Source organism: Amycolatopsis sp. NPDC057786, from assembly GCF_042797905.1.
In the GTDB taxonomy this organism is placed as follows: domain Bacteria; phylum Actinomycetota; class Actinomycetes; order Mycobacteriales; family Pseudonocardiaceae; genus Amycolatopsis.
Genome location: NZ_JBHVKW010000008.1, coordinates 1 through 18496, shown reverse-complemented (window position 1 = coordinate 18496; position 18496 = coordinate 1). Strand labels below are relative to the sequence as shown.

General features: G+C 68.0%; 12 protein-coding genes. 7 read left to right on the top strand and 5 right to left on the bottom strand.

All coding sequences use genetic code 11. The features are described 5' to 3' along the window. Positions 1-99 precede the first annotated feature (99 nt). Positions 100-1548, top strand: a complete 1449-nt coding sequence (gene argG / locus ACFVM3_RS07805) for an argininosuccinate synthase (RefSeq protein ID WP_378436634.1) — start codon at positions 100-102, stop codon at positions 1546-1548. Between the two features lie 74 nt (positions 1549-1622). Here the strand turns inward: argG and ACFVM3_RS07800 are convergent, their stop codons facing one another. Further along, a complete protein-coding gene (locus ACFVM3_RS07800) occupies positions 1623-2891 on the bottom strand; it encodes an SON protein (protein ID WP_378436632.1) in 1269 nt (422 codons plus the stop codon). 118 nt (positions 2892-3009) lie between these two features. Further along, positions 3010-4194 (bottom strand): PQQ-dependent sugar dehydrogenase, encoded by a 1185-nt coding sequence (locus tag ACFVM3_RS07795; protein ID WP_378436630.1) that lies wholly within the window; start codon positions 4192-4194, stop codon positions 3010-3012. A 335-nt stretch (positions 4195-4529) separates the two neighbouring features. Here ACFVM3_RS07795 and ACFVM3_RS07790 point away from each other — a divergent pair, with 335 nt between their 5' ends. Continuing rightward, positions 4530-4865, top strand: coding sequence for a helix-turn-helix domain-containing protein (locus ACFVM3_RS07790; RefSeq protein ID WP_378436628.1), 336 nt, complete (start codon positions 4530-4532; stop codon positions 4863-4865). A 587-nt stretch (positions 4866-5452) separates the two neighbouring features. Here the strand turns inward: ACFVM3_RS07790 and ACFVM3_RS07785 are convergent. Continuing rightward, complete coding sequence (locus ACFVM3_RS07785; protein WP_378436626.1) at positions 5453-8362, bottom strand: tetratricopeptide repeat protein; 2910 nt, start codon at positions 8360-8362, stop codon at positions 5453-5455. A gap of 366 nt (positions 8363-8728) precedes the next feature. Between ACFVM3_RS07785 and ACFVM3_RS07780 the strand changes: the two genes are divergently transcribed. Then, on the top strand, positions 8729-9946 hold the full coding sequence (locus ACFVM3_RS07780) for a hypothetical protein (RefSeq protein WP_378436625.1): 1218 nt from the start codon (positions 8729-8731) through the stop codon (positions 9944-9946). A 299-nt stretch (positions 9947-10245) separates the two neighbouring features. On the opposite strand, the gene ACFVM3_RS07775 is transcribed toward ACFVM3_RS07780, so the two are convergent. Further along, complete coding sequence (locus ACFVM3_RS07775; protein WP_378436623.1) at positions 10246-12303, bottom strand: tetratricopeptide repeat protein; 2058 nt, start codon at positions 12301-12303, stop codon at positions 10246-10248. An 802-nt stretch (positions 12304-13105) separates the two neighbouring features. Here ACFVM3_RS07775 and ACFVM3_RS07770 point away from each other — a divergent pair. Beyond that, on the top strand, positions 13106-14263 hold the full coding sequence (locus ACFVM3_RS07770; protein ID WP_378436621.1) for a Cys-Gln thioester bond-forming surface protein: 1158 nt from the start codon (positions 13106-13108) through the stop codon (positions 14261-14263). Between the two features lie 53 nt (positions 14264-14316). On the opposite strand, the gene ACFVM3_RS07765 is transcribed toward ACFVM3_RS07770, so the two are convergent. Then, positions 14317-15060, bottom strand: coding sequence for an AraC family transcriptional regulator (locus ACFVM3_RS07765; RefSeq protein WP_378436620.1), 744 nt, complete (start codon positions 15058-15060; stop codon positions 14317-14319). Between the two features lie 54 nt (positions 15061-15114). Between ACFVM3_RS07765 and ACFVM3_RS07760 the strand changes: the two genes are divergently transcribed. The 3 genes from ACFVM3_RS07760 to ACFVM3_RS07750 form a co-directional block, all read left to right on the top strand. Then, complete coding sequence (locus tag ACFVM3_RS07760) at positions 15115-16290, top strand: MFS transporter (RefSeq protein WP_378436618.1); 1176 nt, start codon at positions 15115-15117, stop codon at positions 16288-16290. Positions 16291-16377: 87 nt separating this feature from the next. Continuing rightward, a complete protein-coding gene (locus ACFVM3_RS07755; RefSeq protein ID WP_378436617.1) occupies positions 16378-17688 on the top strand; it encodes a lipase family protein in 1311 nt (436 codons plus the stop codon). A 245-nt stretch (positions 17689-17933) separates the two neighbouring features. Next, positions 17934-18496 (top strand): IS30 family transposase (locus ACFVM3_RS07750; protein ID WP_378436844.1); only part of this gene is annotated, 563 nt, incomplete at its 3' end.

Below are 18496 nucleotides of genomic sequence, written 5' to 3'. Positions count from 1 at the left end.
TGTACTTCAGGCGGCTCACGCCCCACGCGGCCACCCACCCGAGTTGCCCTGCTCACCCCGGCTTGCATGGTCATACACTCCTATGCATATACTTCCATCATGTCCAAGGTACTCACCTCTCTGCCTGTCGGCGAACGCGTCGGGATCGCCTTCTCCGGCGGCCTCGACACCTCGGTAGCGGTCGCGTGGATGCGCGAGAAGGGTGCAGTGCCGTGCACCTACACCGCTGACATCGGCCAGTACGACGAACCCGACATCGCGTCGGTCCCTGGCCGGGCGAAGGCCTACGGCGCCGAGATCGCGCGCGCCGTCGACTGCAAGGCCGCACTGGTCGAGGAAGGGCTCGCGGCGCTGGCCTGCGGCGCCTTCCACATCCGCAACGGCGGCCGCACCTACTTCAACACGACCCCGCTCGGCCGCGCGGTCACCGGCACGCTGCTGGTGCGCGCGATGCTCGAGGACGACGTCCAGATCTGGGGCGACGGGTCCACCTTCAAGGGCAACGACATCGAGCGGTTCTACCGTTACGGGCTGCTCGCGAACCCGTCCCTGCGGATCTACAAGCCGTGGCTGGACGCCGCGTTCGTCAGCGAGCTCGGCGGCCGCAAGGAGATGTCCGAGTGGCTGCAGGCCCACGGCCTGCCGTACCGGGACAGCACCGAGAAGGCCTACTCCACCGACGCGAACATCTGGGGCGCGACGCACGAGGCCAAGTCGCTGGAGCACCTCGACACCGGCATCGAGATCGTGAACCCGATCATGGGCGTCCGGTTCTGGGACCCCGAGGTCGAGATCGCGCCGGAGGACGTCACGATCGGCTTCGAGCAGGGCCGCCCGGTGACGATCAACGGCAAGGAGTTCGCCACCGCGGTCGACCTGGTCCTGGAGGCCAACGCCATCGGCGGGCGGCACGGGCTCGGCATGTCCGACCAGATCGAGAACCGGATCATCGAGGCCAAGAGCCGCGGGATCTACGAGGCGCCTGGCATGGCGCTGCTGCACGCGGCGTACGAGCGGCTCGTCAACGCGATCCACAACGAGGACACCCTCGCCAGCTACCACAACGAAGGCCGTCGTCTCGGCAGGCTCATGTACGAAGGCCGCTGGCTGGACCCGCAGGCGATGATGCTGCGCGAATCGCTGCAGCGGTGGGTCGGCGCGGCCGTCACCGGCGAGGTCACCCTGCGGCTGCGGCGCGGCGAGGACTACTCGATCCTCGACACCACCGGCCCGTTCTTCAGCTACCACCCGGACAAGCTGTCCATGGAGCGCACCGAGGACTCGGCGTTCGGCCCGGTGGACCGGATCGGCCAGCTCACCATGCGGAACCTCGACATCGCGGACTCGCGCGCCAAGCTGGAGCAGTACGCCGGGCTCGGCATGGTCGGCGGCGGGCACCCGACGCTGATCGGCGCCGCGCAGGCCGCGTCGACCGGCCTGATCGGGGCCATGGACGCGGGCGGCGCGCAGGCGATCGCCTCGCGCGGCAAGGCTTCGGCCGAGGACGAACTGCTGGACCACGCCGCGATCGAATCCGGCACGGACTGACCCGGACGAACGGGACGCGAAAGCGCCGGGCGCGCGGCATCGAAGCCGTTCGCCCGGCGCTGTTCTGTATCCGGTCAGCCGCCGAGCTTCGACCGCCGTTCCGTCAACTCGTCGACCAGACGGGTGATCTCGACCTGCCCGATCGCTTCGGCCAGCACGGCGACCGACGCGATGCTCTCGATCCGGTACTGGACCGGCACGCCGCCGGAGGCGCGCGATCGCGCTTCGGCGTCCGCCTTCTTCTCCGCTTCGACGGACGAGAAGACGCTCCCGGCCCCGCCGTTGACACAGGTGATCGAAGCCGAGCCGTTCAACGGCAGGCCGGCGGTTTCCCGGCAACTGCCCGCCGGGCGGCCACCGATGGTCACGTTCGCGGTCATCGTGGCGTTGACCTGGCCGCTGACCTTCCCGCCGCTGCTCGCCGAGGCGGAGTTGGACACGTTCGCCGTCACCGTGCAGCCCGACGAGCTGCACGCGACCGTGGCCGCGCCGTTCATGTCGAACCGCACACTGGTGTCGACGGCACCGGACAGCTTCTTGGTGTTCGTCGTCAGGTCTTCGTAGACGGCGTCGGTCTCCTGCGGGGACAAAGCGTCCACATCGGACTCACCGAGGCCGGCGCCGGACGGCATCGGCGGCTGTGACTCCGAGCCGGGCATGGACGGTATCCCGCCGGGCATTTTCAGGGAGTAGCGGAGAAGGCGGCGCGGCGCCTCCTTCGAGACGTACAGGTCACCCGCCGGCGTGCTCGCCTTCAGCGCAGGAACGTCCCGGACGTTCTCGTTCTGGTCCGCGGGGATCTCGTCCGCCCGGTCCAGCGCCGCGCGCAGCCGGGCGGCGAGTTTCTCCGGGGATTCGAACTGCTGCAGAGCCGGGCCGAACAGCGCGTCCTCGCCGGTGATCCACCGGTCCTTGAGCTCGTCGGTCCCGCCCGCGTCCGCCACCGACCCGGGCAGCATGCCGTCCGGCGCCTTGAAGTAGACCTTGCCGCCGACGACCAGGATGTCGATCTTCTTGCCCCGGAAGGACATCGTGCCCGACGTCTCGCCGTGCGCGGTGGTCTTGACGTCCGTCTTGATCATCCCGCCGACCCCGGAGGTGCTGTTCCGGACGGCGGGCGCGGAGGAAAGCCCGGCGAGTGCCTGCTCGAAGGGTTCGCGGTCCCCTTTCGACGGCCACAGGAGCCAGGTCGTCAGACCCGCGAGGAGCACCACCACCAGTCCGGCGATCCCGCCGAACAGCAGCCACCGGGGTTTCCGGGCGGGCGGCCCCGGTACCGGTTGCGGGACCCAGCCCTGCGGCGGCGGCCACTGCGCGCCTCCGGGTGGGAATGTTTGCTCCACGTCGCCCTCCATCACTGTTTTCACCGGACGACCCCACGCTAGGGAGCGATGATGAAAACTTGATGAAACGCGATCGGGTGCCCCGGCCGCGCCGGGCGGACGCGGCCGGGGCGGGCCTCTATCCCTTGCGCCCGAACGAGATCCGGTGGAGTCCACCGGGGGTTTCGTCGGCGAGGTACAGTTCGCCGTGCTGATCGGTGCCGAACGTGGTGGCGTCGAGCGGGAACTCGCCGATCCGGGCGCTTTCGTAGGTGCCGTCGGTCTTCTTGCGGACGGCCCAGGCCGTTCCCTGGCAGAAGTCGGTGGCGAGGTAGGTCCCGCCTGCCAGTGCCGCGTACTTCCTGCCGCGGTAGACGTGCCCGCCGATCACCGCGCAGCCTTCCGCGCCGGAGATGTAGTGGAAGACCGGATCGGTGTAGGTCGCGCCGTCCTCGCAGCGCGTCTCGTCGAAGACGACCGGTCCCTCTTTGCAGGACCAGCCGAAGTTCGCGCCGCCCTTGCCCCTGGCGAGGTGGTCGACCTCCTCGAACCGCCCTTGGCCGACGTCGCCGATCCACAGCGAACCGTCCGCCGGGTCGAAGGAGAACCGCCACGGATTGCGGAGCCCGTACGACCAGATCTCCGGACGCGCGCCCGCGACGCCGACGAACGGATTGCCCGCCGGAACGCAGTACTTCAGCGGACGGCACGCGCGGTTGACGTCGACACGCAGGATCTTGCCCAGCAAGGTGTCCAGGCGCTGCCCACTGGCCAGCGGATCGCCGCCTCCGCCGCCGTCACCGATCCCCCAGTACAGATACCCGTCCGGACCGAACGCCAGCTGGCCGCCGTTGTGGTTGGGGAACTCGGAATGCGGCTGGGTGATCAGTTCGGTGAGCTCTCCGGTGTCCAGCCGGACGCGGGACAGCGTCACCGCGCTGTCGGACTTGCGGGTGTACGCGACGTAAGCCCGCCCGTCCCTGGCGATCGCCAGCCCGAGCAGCCCGCGCTCGACGTCCGCGCCGTTCACCTTGTCGCTGATGTCCAGGACCGGCTTGGCGGCGAGCCCGGTCCGGGGATGGTAGGCCCGGACGACGCCTCTCTTCTCCACGATGAGGATCCGGCCGCTCCCGTCGTTCAGCGCCGTGATCGCGGTCGGATTGACCAGCCCGGACGCGACCTTGGTCGCCGTGGCCGTCAGCTCGCCGAGCGGAACACCCCGCGCTTCCAGGGTTTCCGCACTGCTCGCGGCCGGGAGCAGTGCGCCGGCCAACGCGAGCCCGGCCACCAGGGACAACCCCCGGCGGAGGTGCCGTCGCGTCATGAGGACTCCAATCGCCAGTGAATGGTCTGGTCCAATTCAACAGCGACCGGAGGAGCGGCGGTACCTCCATTCGCGAGGTTCCGGTCGGTTTCTTTCCCCCGAAGCGACTACGCCGAAGCGCTCGAATTCTCACGAAGCAAGCCTGGAATGGACATCATGCCCCCGCGAGTTGTCGGCGACACGCCGACGCAGCACACCACGTCCAGGTGGAATTACTCGGTCAGCGGTATGGAAACAGGCCTTCGTGCCCTTGGCTGGAAGGTCGGAATGAAGCTTGGACCGCAAGGGTCCTCGCATCGGATGACCATCGAGCTGCGCGGGGCGGCGATGATCTGATGACCGAGGAAGACGACAGCGCCGGGGACCATACCGACGCAGGTTCGCTGTACGCCGAACTCGTCCGCCGCTACAACGACGGCGAGACGATCGAAAACCTGGCGGAACGTCACGCGCTGAGCTACCGCAAGGTCAGAACCGTCCTACTGGCCGCCGGCGTCACGCTCCGGCCGCCGAAGATCCCGCTCCCGCCCACGCCACCGGGGCTCGTCAACGCGTACCTGGCGGGGCGAAGCATTCGCCAGCTGGCGGCCATCCACGGTATGAGCTACGACCAGACCCGCCGGGTCCTCCTAGCGGAAGGTGTCGTCCTTCGCCCGCGGGGCCGACAGTAGCCACAGGCGCCGATTGCCTGCCGAAGCCTGGTTCTCCGGGCGGGCGTCGCCATGCCCGGAGAACCAGGGTCCTACTTACAGCGCATGACGTCGACCGTCACGCAAAGTACACGATCCAAATGTAACGCTTGAACACCGTCGCACGGTTCCTCTCATCTGCAAAACGGGTATAGGGTGAGCCGGATGAGGTCACGTCTTTAAGTTCACTAGGCGCTCTTTCACATTCCGAGCGGGTTCCGGCCGACGTCTCCACAGGGCGACTGAGGGAAGAGTACAGATGCCGAGAATGGGCCTGAAAGCGCCCCATCACACTTCCACGCAGATGACGGTAACGACACGTCACACGAACGCCTGAACTGCGGTTTCTCTCTGCGACGACGCAAGTCGGCAAGCGTCGAATGCCGCAGACGTGATCCGCGAGGGACCCGCGAGCGAGCGGCATCCCACTCACACCACTCGAAACTACTTCAGAGTAGCCACAACTCGGTCGTATTTGCGAAAATTATTCAGCTCAAACGAGCTGGTCAAACCATCCACAACCAGCTCTGAGTGGTCTTAATGAAGGGTTCGTTCACTCTTTCCGGTGACTACTCAGCGGTAGGGCGGCGGGCCTTCAGGAACGGTGGCCGCAGGTGATCCAGGAGATGCGGCGGGGGCATCGCCACGGTGTCTCCGTCACCTTTACGGGCCGCCGGGACGAGCGGTCCGTACGCGTCCAGTTCGGCCAGCAGCGCCTCGATCGCGGCCGCCTTCGCCAGCCGAGCCCGCCCGCGGTAGAGCTCTGCGGCCTCCTGCCACAGCTCCCGCGCGTCCTCGGGATCGCCGTGCTCCCAGATGACGGCGGCCAGGGCGGAAAGGGCCCGCGCCCGCCCCGTCGCGTGCCGGGTCCGGTTCGCCAGGGCGACCGCCAGATGCGCGTGCCGCAGCGCCGCCCGGGCGTCACCCTCCGCGTGCCGAAGCTGAGCGAGCACCGTGTTGAGCTTCATGGCCGTCGGAAGATCTTGACTCGCCTCGACCAGCGCCTGCCCAGCCGTGCACTCCACGGACGCTTCGGCGAGCCTGCCGAGGCGGACCAGCAACGCACCGAGGGCGGCGTGAGCCCGCATCAGTTCAGTGGCATCGCCGACGTCGCGCCGATGCCTCAAGGCCTCCCGGTACAGAGCGAGCGCTTCCTCGTCGTGACCGCCCATCTCGAGCAGCGCGTCGGCGAAGCGGTGCTCCGCTCTGGCGCACAGCATCGGCTCGCCCAGCGCACGAACGGACGGCAACACCTTCCGGTACCTTTCGACCGCTTCGGCTGCGCGACCGGCGTGGAAATGCACTCGGGCCAGGTTCAGCCTGACCGTCACCCCGCCGATCGCGATCCCGTGGGAGTCCGCCAGTTCGAGCGCGCGCAGGAGACACTGCTCGGCCGCGTCGTCGGCGCCGCTGAGCATGTGCACCACCCCCAGGTCGTTCAGGCACGAAGCCAACGAGCCCACGTCGCCTTGCGCCGTCGCGGCGCGGACTGCGATGGTCAGTCCCTCGATCGCGTCGGCGTACCTCCCCTGCAAGATGAAGAATTCCGAGGCCATCGCGGGCAGGAGGTACGAAATACCGTTGAGAACACCTTCCGACGCCGCGCTGATCGCCATGATCGACGTTCGTTCCCGCAACACCCACTGCCGTGCTTCGGCGACGTTCCGGAACCCTGGTGTGGGCGCCGCCCGCACCATCGGAGGCAGGTTCAGCAGTTCCTTGTGCGGGAACTGCAAGCGATACGCGTCGATGACCACGCGTAGGTAGAACTCGAACATCTTCCTCCGCGCGAGGTCCACATCGGACAACTGGGCGGCCAGGGACGCGGCGTACAGATGCAGAAGGTCGTGCACCCGGTAGCGGTCGAGGTCGGCGGGATGCTCGATCAGGTGCGCGGCGACCAGTATGTCGAGCGAGCGCCGTACCTCCGACGCCGGGCGCCGGTCCGCCGCGGCGATCACCGCGGTGGTCATCTCGGCGCTCGGATGCAGGCCGATCAGGGCGAACACACGCCGCTCGGCGGGCTCGAGGTCCTGATACGAAAGGGCGAAGGCGGACCTCAGGCTCATCCCCGGCCAGTCGCCCTCGTCGCCGAGGTCCAGCAACAGTTCGGCGTCGCGCAACTGGGTCGCCAAGGTCCGCATCCGTGTGCCTGCCCGGGAAACGGCGCGTTCGGCCACCAGGGTCAGCGCCAGCGGGTTGCCCCGGCACAACCGCACCAGCTCTTCGATCCCTTCCGCGTCGTCTCGCGCGCGGTGACCGATTCGCCGGGTCAACAGGGCGGAGGAATACCGGTCGCCGAGCGGGGAGACCGTGATCACCGGCGGGGTCAGCTTCGCCGACAAGGACTTCAGGCGCCACCTCGAAACGATCAGTACGGTGCACGACGACAGGACTCCCAGCAGCGGCGCCACCTGATCGGAACTGCGCACGTTGTCGAGGATCACGAGCATCGAGCGCCGGGCGAGCAACGCCGACAGTTTCGCGGCGCGGGCGATCGGATTGACCACTTGATCCACGGGAAAATCAAGCAACGACAGGAGTGTGTCGACTATTTCGGGGGCGTCGGCCTTCGCTGCTTGACTGTCCCCGCGAAGATCCAGCATGACCGCGCCATGCCGGTACCGTCGTTCCGCACGATGGGCCCATTTGGCCGTCAAGGTCGTCTTCCCGACCCCGGGTCCTCCGGTCACCACCACCGTGGCACGTTTCGGCGCGCCCGCGGAATCGGTCGTGTAAGCGTCGAGCAGCGCGATCAGATCGGCCCTTCCCGCGACGTCGTCGACATCCGGCGGCAAATGCCGGATCACGTGCTCGTTTTGGCCGGCGGAATCGAGCGAAGCCGGTTTGCGGCGGGGAATCACCCGTTCCGGCCTGATCAGTACCTTGTCGTTGACGGCCCGCAGTTCTTCCGCGGCCCTTGTCTCCCCCGCCTCACGGTAACGGGCATACGTCGCCCGAAAGAAGTCGGCGGCTTCGGCGGGCTGATCGGCTTCGGCCAGCGCCCGTATTCGCAGTTTCTCGAAGCTCAGTTCCCTCGGATGAACCTGTTCGAGTTCCACCAGTTTCCGCACCGCGGCGTCGGCTTGTCCGGTCGCCAAGTGCTCCGCCACGACGAACGCGTTGGCGGGGATCCACTCACTACGCTCCCATAAGGCGCGCCATCCATCGGCACGCTCGGTCCGGAGATCGGCCAAGGCTTCGTCACGGCACAACCGGACGGCCGCAAGCGCCTCGACCAGCGCGCGGTCGTGCTGACCGAGTTCACGGAACCGGCGGGCCTTGTCCATCGTGGCCTGGAAGGCGAAGTGATCGATCAGCGCCGGCTCGATCTCCAGCAGGCAACCCCCTTTACCCACACTCACGTTCGCGGGCACGGATTTTTCGTGGAACGCCCGGCGCAGCTTGGTCGCGTTCTGGTGAAGCGTCGAGTGGGCGTCCTGTGGCGCCTTCTCGTGTTCTTCCCATACCCAGTCCACGACGGCATCCAGTGACAATCGACGGTTCGGCGCCGTCAGCAACGCGGTCAGCACCTGTCTCGGCCGAGGACCCGCCCAGTTCACATCCACATTCCCGTGCATTAGCATGGCCGTCTGCCCGAGAATTCCGAAAGCGATTTCCACGAGTGCGCCCCTTCCCCATGGCGAACCCGGGTTCGCCACCCCTGTCCCGCCGGATCATTTTTCCACCAGTCCGCGCATAAGGCCAGGTCATCGGCTTAATTGTCAAACTTCGGCGATCACCGTTGATCATCTGTCAATGAACTGACAACCGGCCGAAGCCGTTTTCTCCACGATCACTCCCATGCTGACTGCGGATACCGGAGTTCGAGCGAGGGGAATTTCATGACCGAGTTATCGTGGGTCCACAGCCCGGTGAATGGCTCCGATCAGCACTGGGCGACACGCAAGGGCGTCAAATCCGTGCTGGTGATGATCCCGCACATCGTCGCCGGAAACCGGCTCCTCGATCTGCTTCCGCTCTTCGAGGCCGACCACCGTGTCCAGTCGACCTTCACCGTCCCGGAGTGGGAATCCTGGCGCGCCACTCACGACTTCGTGGAGGCCCAAGGGGGAATAGTCCTGCCCTGGGCGCAGGCCAAGCGCGGTGAATACGACCTCGTGCTCGCCGCCAGCCAGCGCGGCATCGACGAGGTCGCGGGGCCGGTATTGCTCGTCCCGCACGGCGGCGGATTCGGCCAGTACCGGCCGTGGCGGCCCCCGGACGCCGGGCCCGGCTGGACTCCCCAGGTCGGGCTCGACGCGGGCCAGCTGATGCGGGAAGGACGGGTGCGCGCCGACTCGCTCGTGCTCGTCCACGACCGCGAGATGGACATCCTCGCCGAGACCTGCCCCGGCGCGGTCCCCGCCGCTGTGGTCGCGGGTGACATCGCGCTGGATCGGCTCGTCGCCAGCCTTCCCTTCCGCGATCACTACCGGAGAGGTCTCGGCGTGACCGATGACCGGCGGCTGGTGGTCGTCACCTCGACCTGGTCAGACAGGTCGGCGTTCGGACGTCACCATGACCTGTTCGAACGGGTGCTCAGCGAGCTTCCCCCCGAACACTTCCGGGTGCTCGGCGTCCTTCACCCGCAGATCTGGTCGCACCACAGCCTTTGGCAGATCCGCAGCTGGCTGGCCGACAGTCTGCGGTCCGGGCTCGAGCTTTTGCGTCCCGAAGGGAGCTGGCGGGCCGCCCTGATCGCCGCCGATCACGTCATCGGCGACTACGGCTCGGTGACCGGCTACGCGGCGGCCATCGGCAAACCGGTGCTCTTGGCCGTGGACGGCACCGAGCCGTTGTTGCCGGGCACGCCCAGCGCGGTCGTCGCGGAACGCGCACCCCGCTGGATACCCGGCAGTACTCTTCTCCCCCTGCTGCGCGAGGCGGAGTCCGCCGGCATGGCCGAGCGCGTCCGCGGCTTGTTGTCGTCGCGGCCGGGCCGCGCCGGAGCGATCCTGCGCACCGAGATGTACCGGCTTCTCGGTCTGCCCGAACCCACCAGAGCCGTCCCGGTCTCGCCCGTCCCGATGGCGGAGGTGCTCCCGTGCTGGCCCTTGTAGCGCGGTTGCGCGTCACGGCCGGGAGCTGTCGTATAGACGCCGCAGGAACGTCGTTCCTCCTGTCCGGCGCGAACGGCGGAACTCGCACCTCCCTGGCCGACGTGCTCGTCCATTCAGGGCCGCACCTGGTCGCGGACGCCCGTGACGTGATCGCGAGCGACTTCGACCGGCTGCCCGGTCTCACGATCGTCGCCGTCGCGTGTTCCCCTGGGCGCTGTCTTGTCGGCGACCGCACGGGAGACAGGGTCGTCATCCCGTGCGAGTCCGCCGAACTGGCGGGCGCGGGGGCCTTTCTGTGGTCACTCGCCGGACGCCGGCTCCGGCTGCTGCGGCTGATCGCGCCGTGTGTCCAAGGCGTCCAACCGAGCACGGGCCCGTTCGACCCGCAGCCCGCCGATCGGACCGCAGAGGTCCAGCGCCTTGATCAGATGGCCACGAGCGGCGCCGAGATCACCCTCGAGCTCAGCGACCTCGGCGAACGCCACCCACACATCGGATTGATAGACGGCCGAACCTGACTTGTCGAGCACCGCGGCGGCGCGTTCGAGCTCGCGTTTCGCCGCGGTGATCTCGCCGGCCCGCGCGTCGATCCGCGCGAGCGCCAGGGTGGTCAAGGCCTCGGCCTTCCCATCGCCGATTTCGCCGAACATCTCTTGAGCGAGGCGCAGCTGCCGGGCGGCGTCGGCGAGCCGGCCCGCCTGCAACAAGGCCTCGCCGATCCGCCGGTGCCGCTGGGCGACGCCGCGGCCGATCCCGAGTTCCCCTTCGATCACGAGACTTTCGCCGAAAAACCCGACCGCCCGCTCGAAGTCGCCACGACCTTGCGCCGCCACGCCCAGCTGGTCCAAGGCCACGGACTCGTTGTGCCTGCTCCCGGCTCTCCTTGCCAGTTCCACGGCCCGCGAGCATTCGAGTTCAGCGGCTTCGAACCGGCCCAGATCCAGATAGGCACGACCGAGTTGGCAGCGCAACCGAGCCTCGGCGACCGCGTCCCCACACCGGTGTGCGGCGGTGATGCCGACTTCATGCGTCCGGATCCACAGCTGATAGTGCTTGCGGTAGAGAAAGAGCTCCCATAAGGCTTCGCACAGTTGCCACGTGAGTTCGTCGTGCCGCAGAGCCGAGGTCTCGTCGAGCAACTCGACGATGTCCGCGAGGCGTTCGTCCAGCCAGGCAAGCGCTTCGGCGCCCGTGGCGAACAACGCCGGTGAATCCTCGTATCGGGCGTGCACGGTACCGACCCTCCAGCGCATCGGGATCACCACCATGTTCGCCCGCGTCATCCGGTGCAGATACCACTCCGCGATACGCGGAACGACTTCGAGCCGTTCGTCGTCGGCCAACGCGCGTGCGTGCAGCCGCACCAGATCATGGAATCTGTAGCCGTCTTCGCCGACTTCCTCGAGGAGGCTGGCGTCCGCCAGCTCTTGAAGCCCGTTCGCGGCCTCGGTCTCGGAAACCCGTGCCGCCGCGGCCGCCGCTCCCACTTCGACCGTCAGCCCCGGGTACTCACTGACCAGCCGGTAGAGCCTGGCCGCATGCGGCGACAACGCCGCATAGGACGAATCGAACGTAGCCGTCAACGACGCCTCCCCCACCGGCGACAGCTTCGTCAAACGCACCCGTTCGTCACGGAGCTCCGCCACCATCCTGGCCACCGGCCACTTCGGCCGCGACGCCAACCTGGCGCCTGCCACCCGGAGCGCGATCGGCAGGCGGCCGCACAGGGCCGCCAATGTCGTCACGTCCGGGAGTTCGCCGGCGACCCTCGACTCGCCCACCGAGCGCGTCAACAACTCGACGGCGTGCTCTTCCGGCAGGGGCGCCATGTCGACGAACCGAGCACCGTCCGCGTGCAGGCCGTCCAGCCTCAGCCTGCTGGTGACCACCACGACGCAGCCCGACGAAGCCGGGATCAGCGGCCGCACCTGGGCGGCCGAGATCGCGTTGTCCACCACCAGCAGCAGTCGCATCCCCGCGGTGGTGGTCCGGAACAACGCCGCTTGTTCGGCCAGTTCGACCGGAACCCGCTCCGGAGGGACCCCGAGCGCACGTAAGAACGCACCGAGCGCGTCCTCGGGCGGCACGGCCGTCTCCGGCGAGAATCCGCGTAGATCCGCATACAGTTGCCCCGACGGGTAGCGCCTGGCGTTCCGGACCGCCCAGGTGACCGCGAGCGCGGTCTTGCCCACCCCGCCCGGCCCGACCACCACCGTCACCGCGGGCGACCGGTCGACCGAGTCGTCCTCCCGCCCGGCCGCGGCGGAGTCGAGCGCTTCGAGTTCAGCGGTCCTGCTGGTGAAATGCGCGGGGACGGGCGGCAACTGCCGGGGAATCGGGGCGCCGTCATCTCCCATGACCGCACCCCGACCGGCGGCAATTCGAGCATGAATTGCGCAGGCGCGATTCTTCACTTTCGAGAACAGAGTTCCACGACGAAGAAAGTCGCGGGTCACGTGCCAAAGATCGCATGCTCGTGTCTCCCCACACGGCCATATTCTTTTATCCGCGCAATAACCGGGCACGGATCCTCGTAGTGCCACACTGCCACGTCCGCCCCGGGAATCCCCGAACCTCCCTGTCTACCTCGCCGAGCTTGATCCCTCCCGGCAAGGCAGGGACATCTACCCGAAAGAACCAAGGTGGCCACCCACCCCGAACGCTTGATACACCTGAACGCAGGAGGATCGGGATACATCGCCACATACTGTGACCTCCGACACCCCATCCGGCGGTGACCACTTCCACGCCCGCGGACAAGCGATAGAGCGAACACAACGAAAAGGAGATCCGGCGGTAAAGGAAAAGGGTACCGGAATCGATTCGACAAGCCGCTCAATGACCTGCCGGACAATTCCGTTTCGAGCGACCCTCTCCGATCGGCCACGCCTCCGGCAGAGCCCGGACCGCACGTCGCGACCGCGGAGCCCGCTCACAGCAGGTCACCCACTCGCCCAAGATCGTTTTCTTGCCGTTCACCCTTCTCAGTGGGCAAATCGGACATGAGCCATACCCCTGAGTAGCCACTTGTGAGACCTCTGTATGCTCCGCTCTCGCTCGATGGGATTAGTCATCCCCCGATCGGGCGAGCCGTTGCGGTCGGGGCCTGTGGTCGCATGCGGCGCTGGCATTCGTGGTCCGTATCCGGATGGGAGACACATGCACGGCAGGTCAGTTCTGGTTCGCGGCGGGATCGCGGTGGCCACCGCGGCCGTCGCGCTGACGATGGCCGCTCCGGCCGCCCTCGCCGACGATGGCGCGGCGCGGGGCCGGGTCGTCCAAAAAGAGGGCAACGGCGGGTTCGGCGTCAACTTCGAGAACGGCAAGCCCGCCGACACGGTGCTGTTCACGCTGAAGCTGTCGGACGGCAGCAAGCTCAAGATGTACTGCGTGCAGGTCGAGGTCGGCATGCGCACCGATCAGGACATGATCGAACGTCCGTGGAACAAGTACCCGGACACCAAGTCGCCGTTCAACAAGAACAGCGCGAAGCTCAACTGGGTGCTGCACCACGGCTACCCGGCGGCGTCGGTCAAGGCGCTCGAGGGCACCCTCGGCAAGAGTGACGTCAAGCTCAACGGCGGCCTCTCCGTCAAGGAGGCCATCACCGCGACGCAGGCCGCGGTCTGGCACTTCAGCGACGGCAAGGACCTGAAGCGCACCGACCCGATTTCGGGCGGCGCGGCGGAAGACGCCGCCGACGTGCTGGCCGTCTACGACTACCTCGTCGGCAAGGACAACGTCGGCATCGGCCAGCAGCCGAAGCCGACCCTCAACGTCGACCCGGCCAAGGCCGACGGCGCCCCCGGCACCCGGATCGGCCCGTTCAGCGTCGCCACGAGCGGTGACATCACCGAGCTGACGAGCAAGCTGCCCGAGGGCGTCAAGGTCACCGACGCCGACGGCAAGGCGATCAAGGCCGCCGACGTCAAGGACGGCACCAAGATCTACATCGACGTCCCCAAGGACGCCAAGGACGGCTCCGGCTCGTTCTCGCTGAAGGTCAGCGGCCACCTCGACACCGGCCGTCTGTTCGTGGGCGAGAACTACGACAAGGTGCCCGCCCAGTCCCTGATCGTCGCGGAGTCCGAGAAGACCTCGGTCGTCGCGAACGCGACCGCGAGCTGGAAGCAGGGCGGCGCGCCCGTCACCGAAACCCCGGCCCCCACCACCCCCGGTGGCGCCGAATCGGGTGGCGGCGACGAGCTGGCCAACACCGGTGCTTCCGCGACCATGCCGCTGATCATCGGTGGCGCGCTCCTCGGCGCGGGTGTGCTGATGGTGCTGCTGGTGCGCCGTCGCCGTAGCGAGGCGTAAGAACCGGACGAAGAGCGGGGCCGGTCCTTTGTGGACCGGCCCCGTTTTCGCGTTCACCGGCCGTGGTGCGTGCCCGGCGTATGCCCGAAGGCGCGGCGGAAGACGTCGATGAACGCACTGGCGGACGACCAGCCGCAAGCGTGCGCCACCGCGGTCACGGGTGTGTCCTCCGCCAAAAGGACCAAAGCGCGGTAGAGCCGCAGTTGCGTGCGCCATTGCGGGAAGGTCATGCCGAGGTCGGCTTTGAAGAGCCGGGCCAGGGTGCGGTCACTCGCCCCCACCCGCGCACCGAGAGCGGCCAGCGTCCGGTTGTCGGCCGGATCGGCGCTGAGGATCTCGCACAGTGCGCGAAGCCGCGGGTCGGCTGGCGTCGGCAAGTGCAGCGGTCGCTGCGGCGAAACGCGAAGCCGATCGAGCAGTACCGCGCGCAGCCGCCGTCGTTCCGGGGTGTCGTCGTGCGGCGGATCGGTGTAGGCGCGGATGAGTTCACGCAGGAGGGGTCCGACGGCCAGCACGCTCGGTTCGTTCAGCCGCAACGGGTTCACGGTGGCGGGCAGGCCGACGAGACGGAGTTCGAGGTCGCCGTGCGCCTGATGGGCGTGCACGGTCCCGGCGGGCACCCAGACGGCCCTCGTCGCGGGCGCGACCCAGGAACCCCTGTCGGTGGTGATGGCCAGTACGCCACGAGCGGCGTAGGCGACCTGGTGATCGTCGTGGCGATGCGCGTCGATCGTCGCGCCGGAGGCCAGGGATCGCACCTGGGTCGGCGCCGCGGGCATGTGGCGGATTTCCGTCATTCATTGTCAATTTATCGGAAGCGCGACACGACCGCCCGCCACGAGCATGACGACGTGTCGAAGAACAAAGCGATCGTCCTGCTGTCGGCCGGGCACGCGTGCGTGGACGTGTACCAAGGTTCGGTCGCCGCTCTGGTGCCGTTCTTCGCCGGCGAGCGTGCCTACGGCTACGCGGCGGTGTCCGGCATCGTGCTCGCCGCTTCGTTGCTGTCGTCGGTGGCGCAGCCGTTGTTCGGCGCGCTGACCGATCGATGGGCGATGCCGTGGTTGCTGCCGTCCGCCACGCTTCTCGGCGGGCTCGGCATCGCCCTCGGCGGGCTGGTCGGCTCCTACGCGCTGACGCTGACTTTCGTCGCCGTGTCCGGAATCGGGGTGGCCGCCTACCACCCCGAGGCCGCGCGGGTCGCGAGGATCGCCGGCGGTGGCAGGCATACGGCCATGGGCTGGTTCTCCCTCGGCGGGAACATCGGCTTCGCCACCGCCCCCGTCCTCGTCGCCGCGGTCATGACGCTCGGCGGGCTGCGGATGTCACCGCTGCTCGTTCTACCGGCGCTGGCCGGTTCCGTGCTGTGCCTGCCCGTACTGCGTGCCCTCGCCAGGACCACGCGCACCGCCGGCTCCTCGGCGGAGGCGACGGGCGTTGACGACTGGCGGTCGTTCACGAAGCTGTCGGCGGCCGTCGTCTTCCGCTCGATCGTGTTCGTCGGCCTGAGCACCTTCGTCTCGCTCTACGCGCAGCAACGGGTCGGAGGCGGCACGGCGACGGGCAGCACCGCGCTGTTCCTGCTCTACCTCGGCGGCGCCGCGGGCACGGTGCTCGGCAGCAGGCTGGCCGGGCGCAGGGACCGCGTCACCGTGGTGCGCCGGTCGTATCTGGCGACCGTCGGCGCGGTAGCGGGTGTCGTGTTCGTGCCGGGGCCGGCGTTCTTCCCGTTCGTCCTGCTGGCCGCGGTGGGCCTGTACATCCCGTTCTCCTTGCAGATCACGCTCGCCCAGGACTACCTCCCCACGCGTGTCGGCACCGCCAGCGGCGTCACCCTCGGCCTGACGGTCAGCATCGGCGGTCTGGCGAGCCCCGTCATCGGGACGGTCGCCGACCACACCTCCTTGCAAACGGCCTTGGTCCCGTTGATCGCCCTGCCGCTTTTGTGCTGGATCACAACGCGCACCCTGTCCGAGCCGTGCTCCGTCCAAACGGGAGCGGAAGAAGTGTCAACGTCGCGCAATTAATCATGTACGAGCCTGTACATCATCAGTTACCGACTGGTAGGTTCCGGGCATCCAAACGTGATCCACTTCATGATTCAAAGGGGAGTCATGACCCGAAAGCCCGCTCGTCTGCTGGCCGTCGCGATCGCCCTCATCGTCGGTTTCGCCGCCGCGCCCGCCGCCTCCGCCGCCCCCGCCACCGATCCGTTCTACAGTTACGACGGCAGCGAACCGTTGTCGTCGTACAGCCCCGGGACCGTGCTGAAGACCCGGACGCTCAATTACCACGTCATCGGCATTGCCACGCCGCTCAAGGTGACCCAGTTGCTGTACCGGTCCACCGACGCGCAGGGGAAGCCGTCCGCCAACGTCACTTCGGTGTTGCGGAGCCTCACCGGCGACAGCACCAAAGCCGTTTCGTACCAATCGTTCTACGATTCGCTCAACCCCGAGCACGGCCCGTCGAGGGCGATCGCCGGTGACGTCTCGCTCGGCGGCCTGATCGCCAACGCGGAGTCGTTGTTCATCGCGCCCGCCCTGCTACTGGGTTACAACGTCGTCATTCCCGACACCGAAGGCCAGAAGGCGAACTTCGCCGCCGGGCCGGAATACGGGACGAACACCCTGGATTCGATCCGTGCCGCGACGCGGGCTCCGGGAACGGGCATGAACGACAAGACCCGGTTCGGTCTCATCGGGTATTCGGGCGGGGCCATCGCGACGGGGTGGGCCGCCGCGCTCGCGCCGGATTACGCGCCGGAGGTCAACAAGAACCTGGTCGGTTTCACCGAAGGCGGAGTGCTCGTCAAGCCGTCGCACAATCTCAAGTACGTCAACGGCAGCGTTGCGTGGACCGGCGTCATTCCGATGGCGCTCATCGGCGTCTCGCGGTCCTTCGGCATCGATCTCAAACCGTACGCGAATTCTTACGGCCTTCAGGTGCTCAAGGACATGGAAAAGGCGTCGATCGTCGACGCGCTCGGCCGGTATCCCGGGCTGACGTGGGAGAAATTCGTCAAGCCCGAGTACGTCAACCCGAACAAGGTGCTGCCGTACGTCGAGGCCGTCAACAAGATCAACCTCGGTTCCGCGCCGACGCCCACCGTGCCCGGCTTCATCGCGCAGGGCAACAACGGTGTCGTGGAAGGCACTTTCGGCAATCCGCCGGGGATCGGGACCGGCGACGGGGTGATGGTCGCCGGTGACGTGCGCTCGCTCGCGCGGCAGTACTGCGACACCGGCAACAAGTCGATCAAGTACCACCAGTACAACACGCTGAGCCACGTCGGGGCGGCCGTCGCCTGGGCGCCGCAGGCCATCGGCTGGCTCAACGACCGGTTCGCGGGCAAGACCGCGCCGTCCAGCTGCGGGAAGATCGCGCCCGGCAACTCCCTTGCCCCGGAGGTGCCGGTCAGCTGATCCCGCGTGTCCGTGAAGGCCTCCTTGAGGGACTCTGGATCCCTTAAGGAGGCTCGGAGTCATGGGGTTGTTGCAACACCGTCTGATGGAGGGGCGGGGTTGTGCGGGTTTATCGGTGGTTGCCGCGGTCGGTGCGGGTGGAGTTTTGGGAGCGGGTCCGGGCCGGGGTGGCGGCGAAGCCGGCGGCCCGGCTGGTGGGGCTGTCCCCGACGTCGGGGGTCCGGTTGTTCCGGCAGGCTGGCGGGGTGATCGGTAACGCACCTCGCCGGCCCGGCCCGGTCCGGTTGAGCCTGGCCGAGCGGGAGGAGATCGCCTGCCTGACCGCCGCGGGCCAGGGGCCCCGCGCGATCGGGCGGGCGATCGGCCGCCCGGCCTCGACGGTGTCACGCGAGCTGGCCCGCAACACCGGCCGGTCCGGTGTCTATCGGGCCGTCAGCGCCCAGCACGCTGCCGAGGAACGCGCGACACGCCCGAAAGTGGCGAAGCTGGCCGCCGACCCGGTACTGCGGGACGTGGTGCAGGACCGCCTGGACCGCACGTGGTCCCCGCGCCAGATCTCGCGGAGACTGGTGCTGGAGTTCCCCGACCGGCCGGAGATGCGGGTGTCCCACGAGACGATCTACCAAGCCCTGTATGTCCAGGGCAGGGGCGCGCTGCGCCGCGAACTCACCCAGGCGTTACGGACCGGGCGGGCACTGCGGATGCCGCGCCGGCAGGCCCAGGCCCGGCGGGAACGCACCCCCGGCGGAATCAAGGACATGGTCAACATCAGCGAACGCCCCGCCGAGGCCGCCGACCGCGCCGTCCC

What these genes read in the sequence shown, in the direction of transcription:
- ACFVM3_RS07755 (WP_378436617.1), top strand. Translation starts at nt 16,378, where the DNA reads ATGACCCGAAAGCCCGCTCGTCTGCTGGCCGTCGCGATCGCCCTCATC.
- argG (WP_378436634.1), top strand. Translation starts at nt 100, where the DNA reads ATGTCCAAGGTACTCACCTCTCTGCCTGTCGGCGAACGCGTCGGGATC.
- ACFVM3_RS07765 (WP_378436620.1), bottom strand. Translation starts at nt 15,060, where the DNA reads ATGACGGAAATCCGCCACATGCCCGCGGCGCCGACCCAGGTGCGATCC.
- ACFVM3_RS07790 (WP_378436628.1), top strand. Translation starts at nt 4,530, where the DNA reads ATGACCGAGGAAGACGACAGCGCCGGGGACCATACCGACGCAGGTTCG.
- ACFVM3_RS07780 (WP_378436625.1), top strand. Translation starts at nt 8,729, where the DNA reads ATGACCGAGTTATCGTGGGTCCACAGCCCGGTGAATGGCTCCGATCAG.
- ACFVM3_RS07770 (WP_378436621.1), top strand. Translation starts at nt 13,106, where the DNA reads ATGCACGGCAGGTCAGTTCTGGTTCGCGGCGGGATCGCGGTGGCCACC.
- ACFVM3_RS07775 (WP_378436623.1), bottom strand. Translation starts at nt 12,303, where the DNA reads ATGGGAGATGACGGCGCCCCGATTCCCCGGCAGTTGCCGCCCGTCCCC.
- ACFVM3_RS07795 (WP_378436630.1), bottom strand. Translation starts at nt 4,194, where the DNA reads ATGACGCGACGGCACCTCCGCCGGGGGTTGTCCCTGGTGGCCGGGCTC.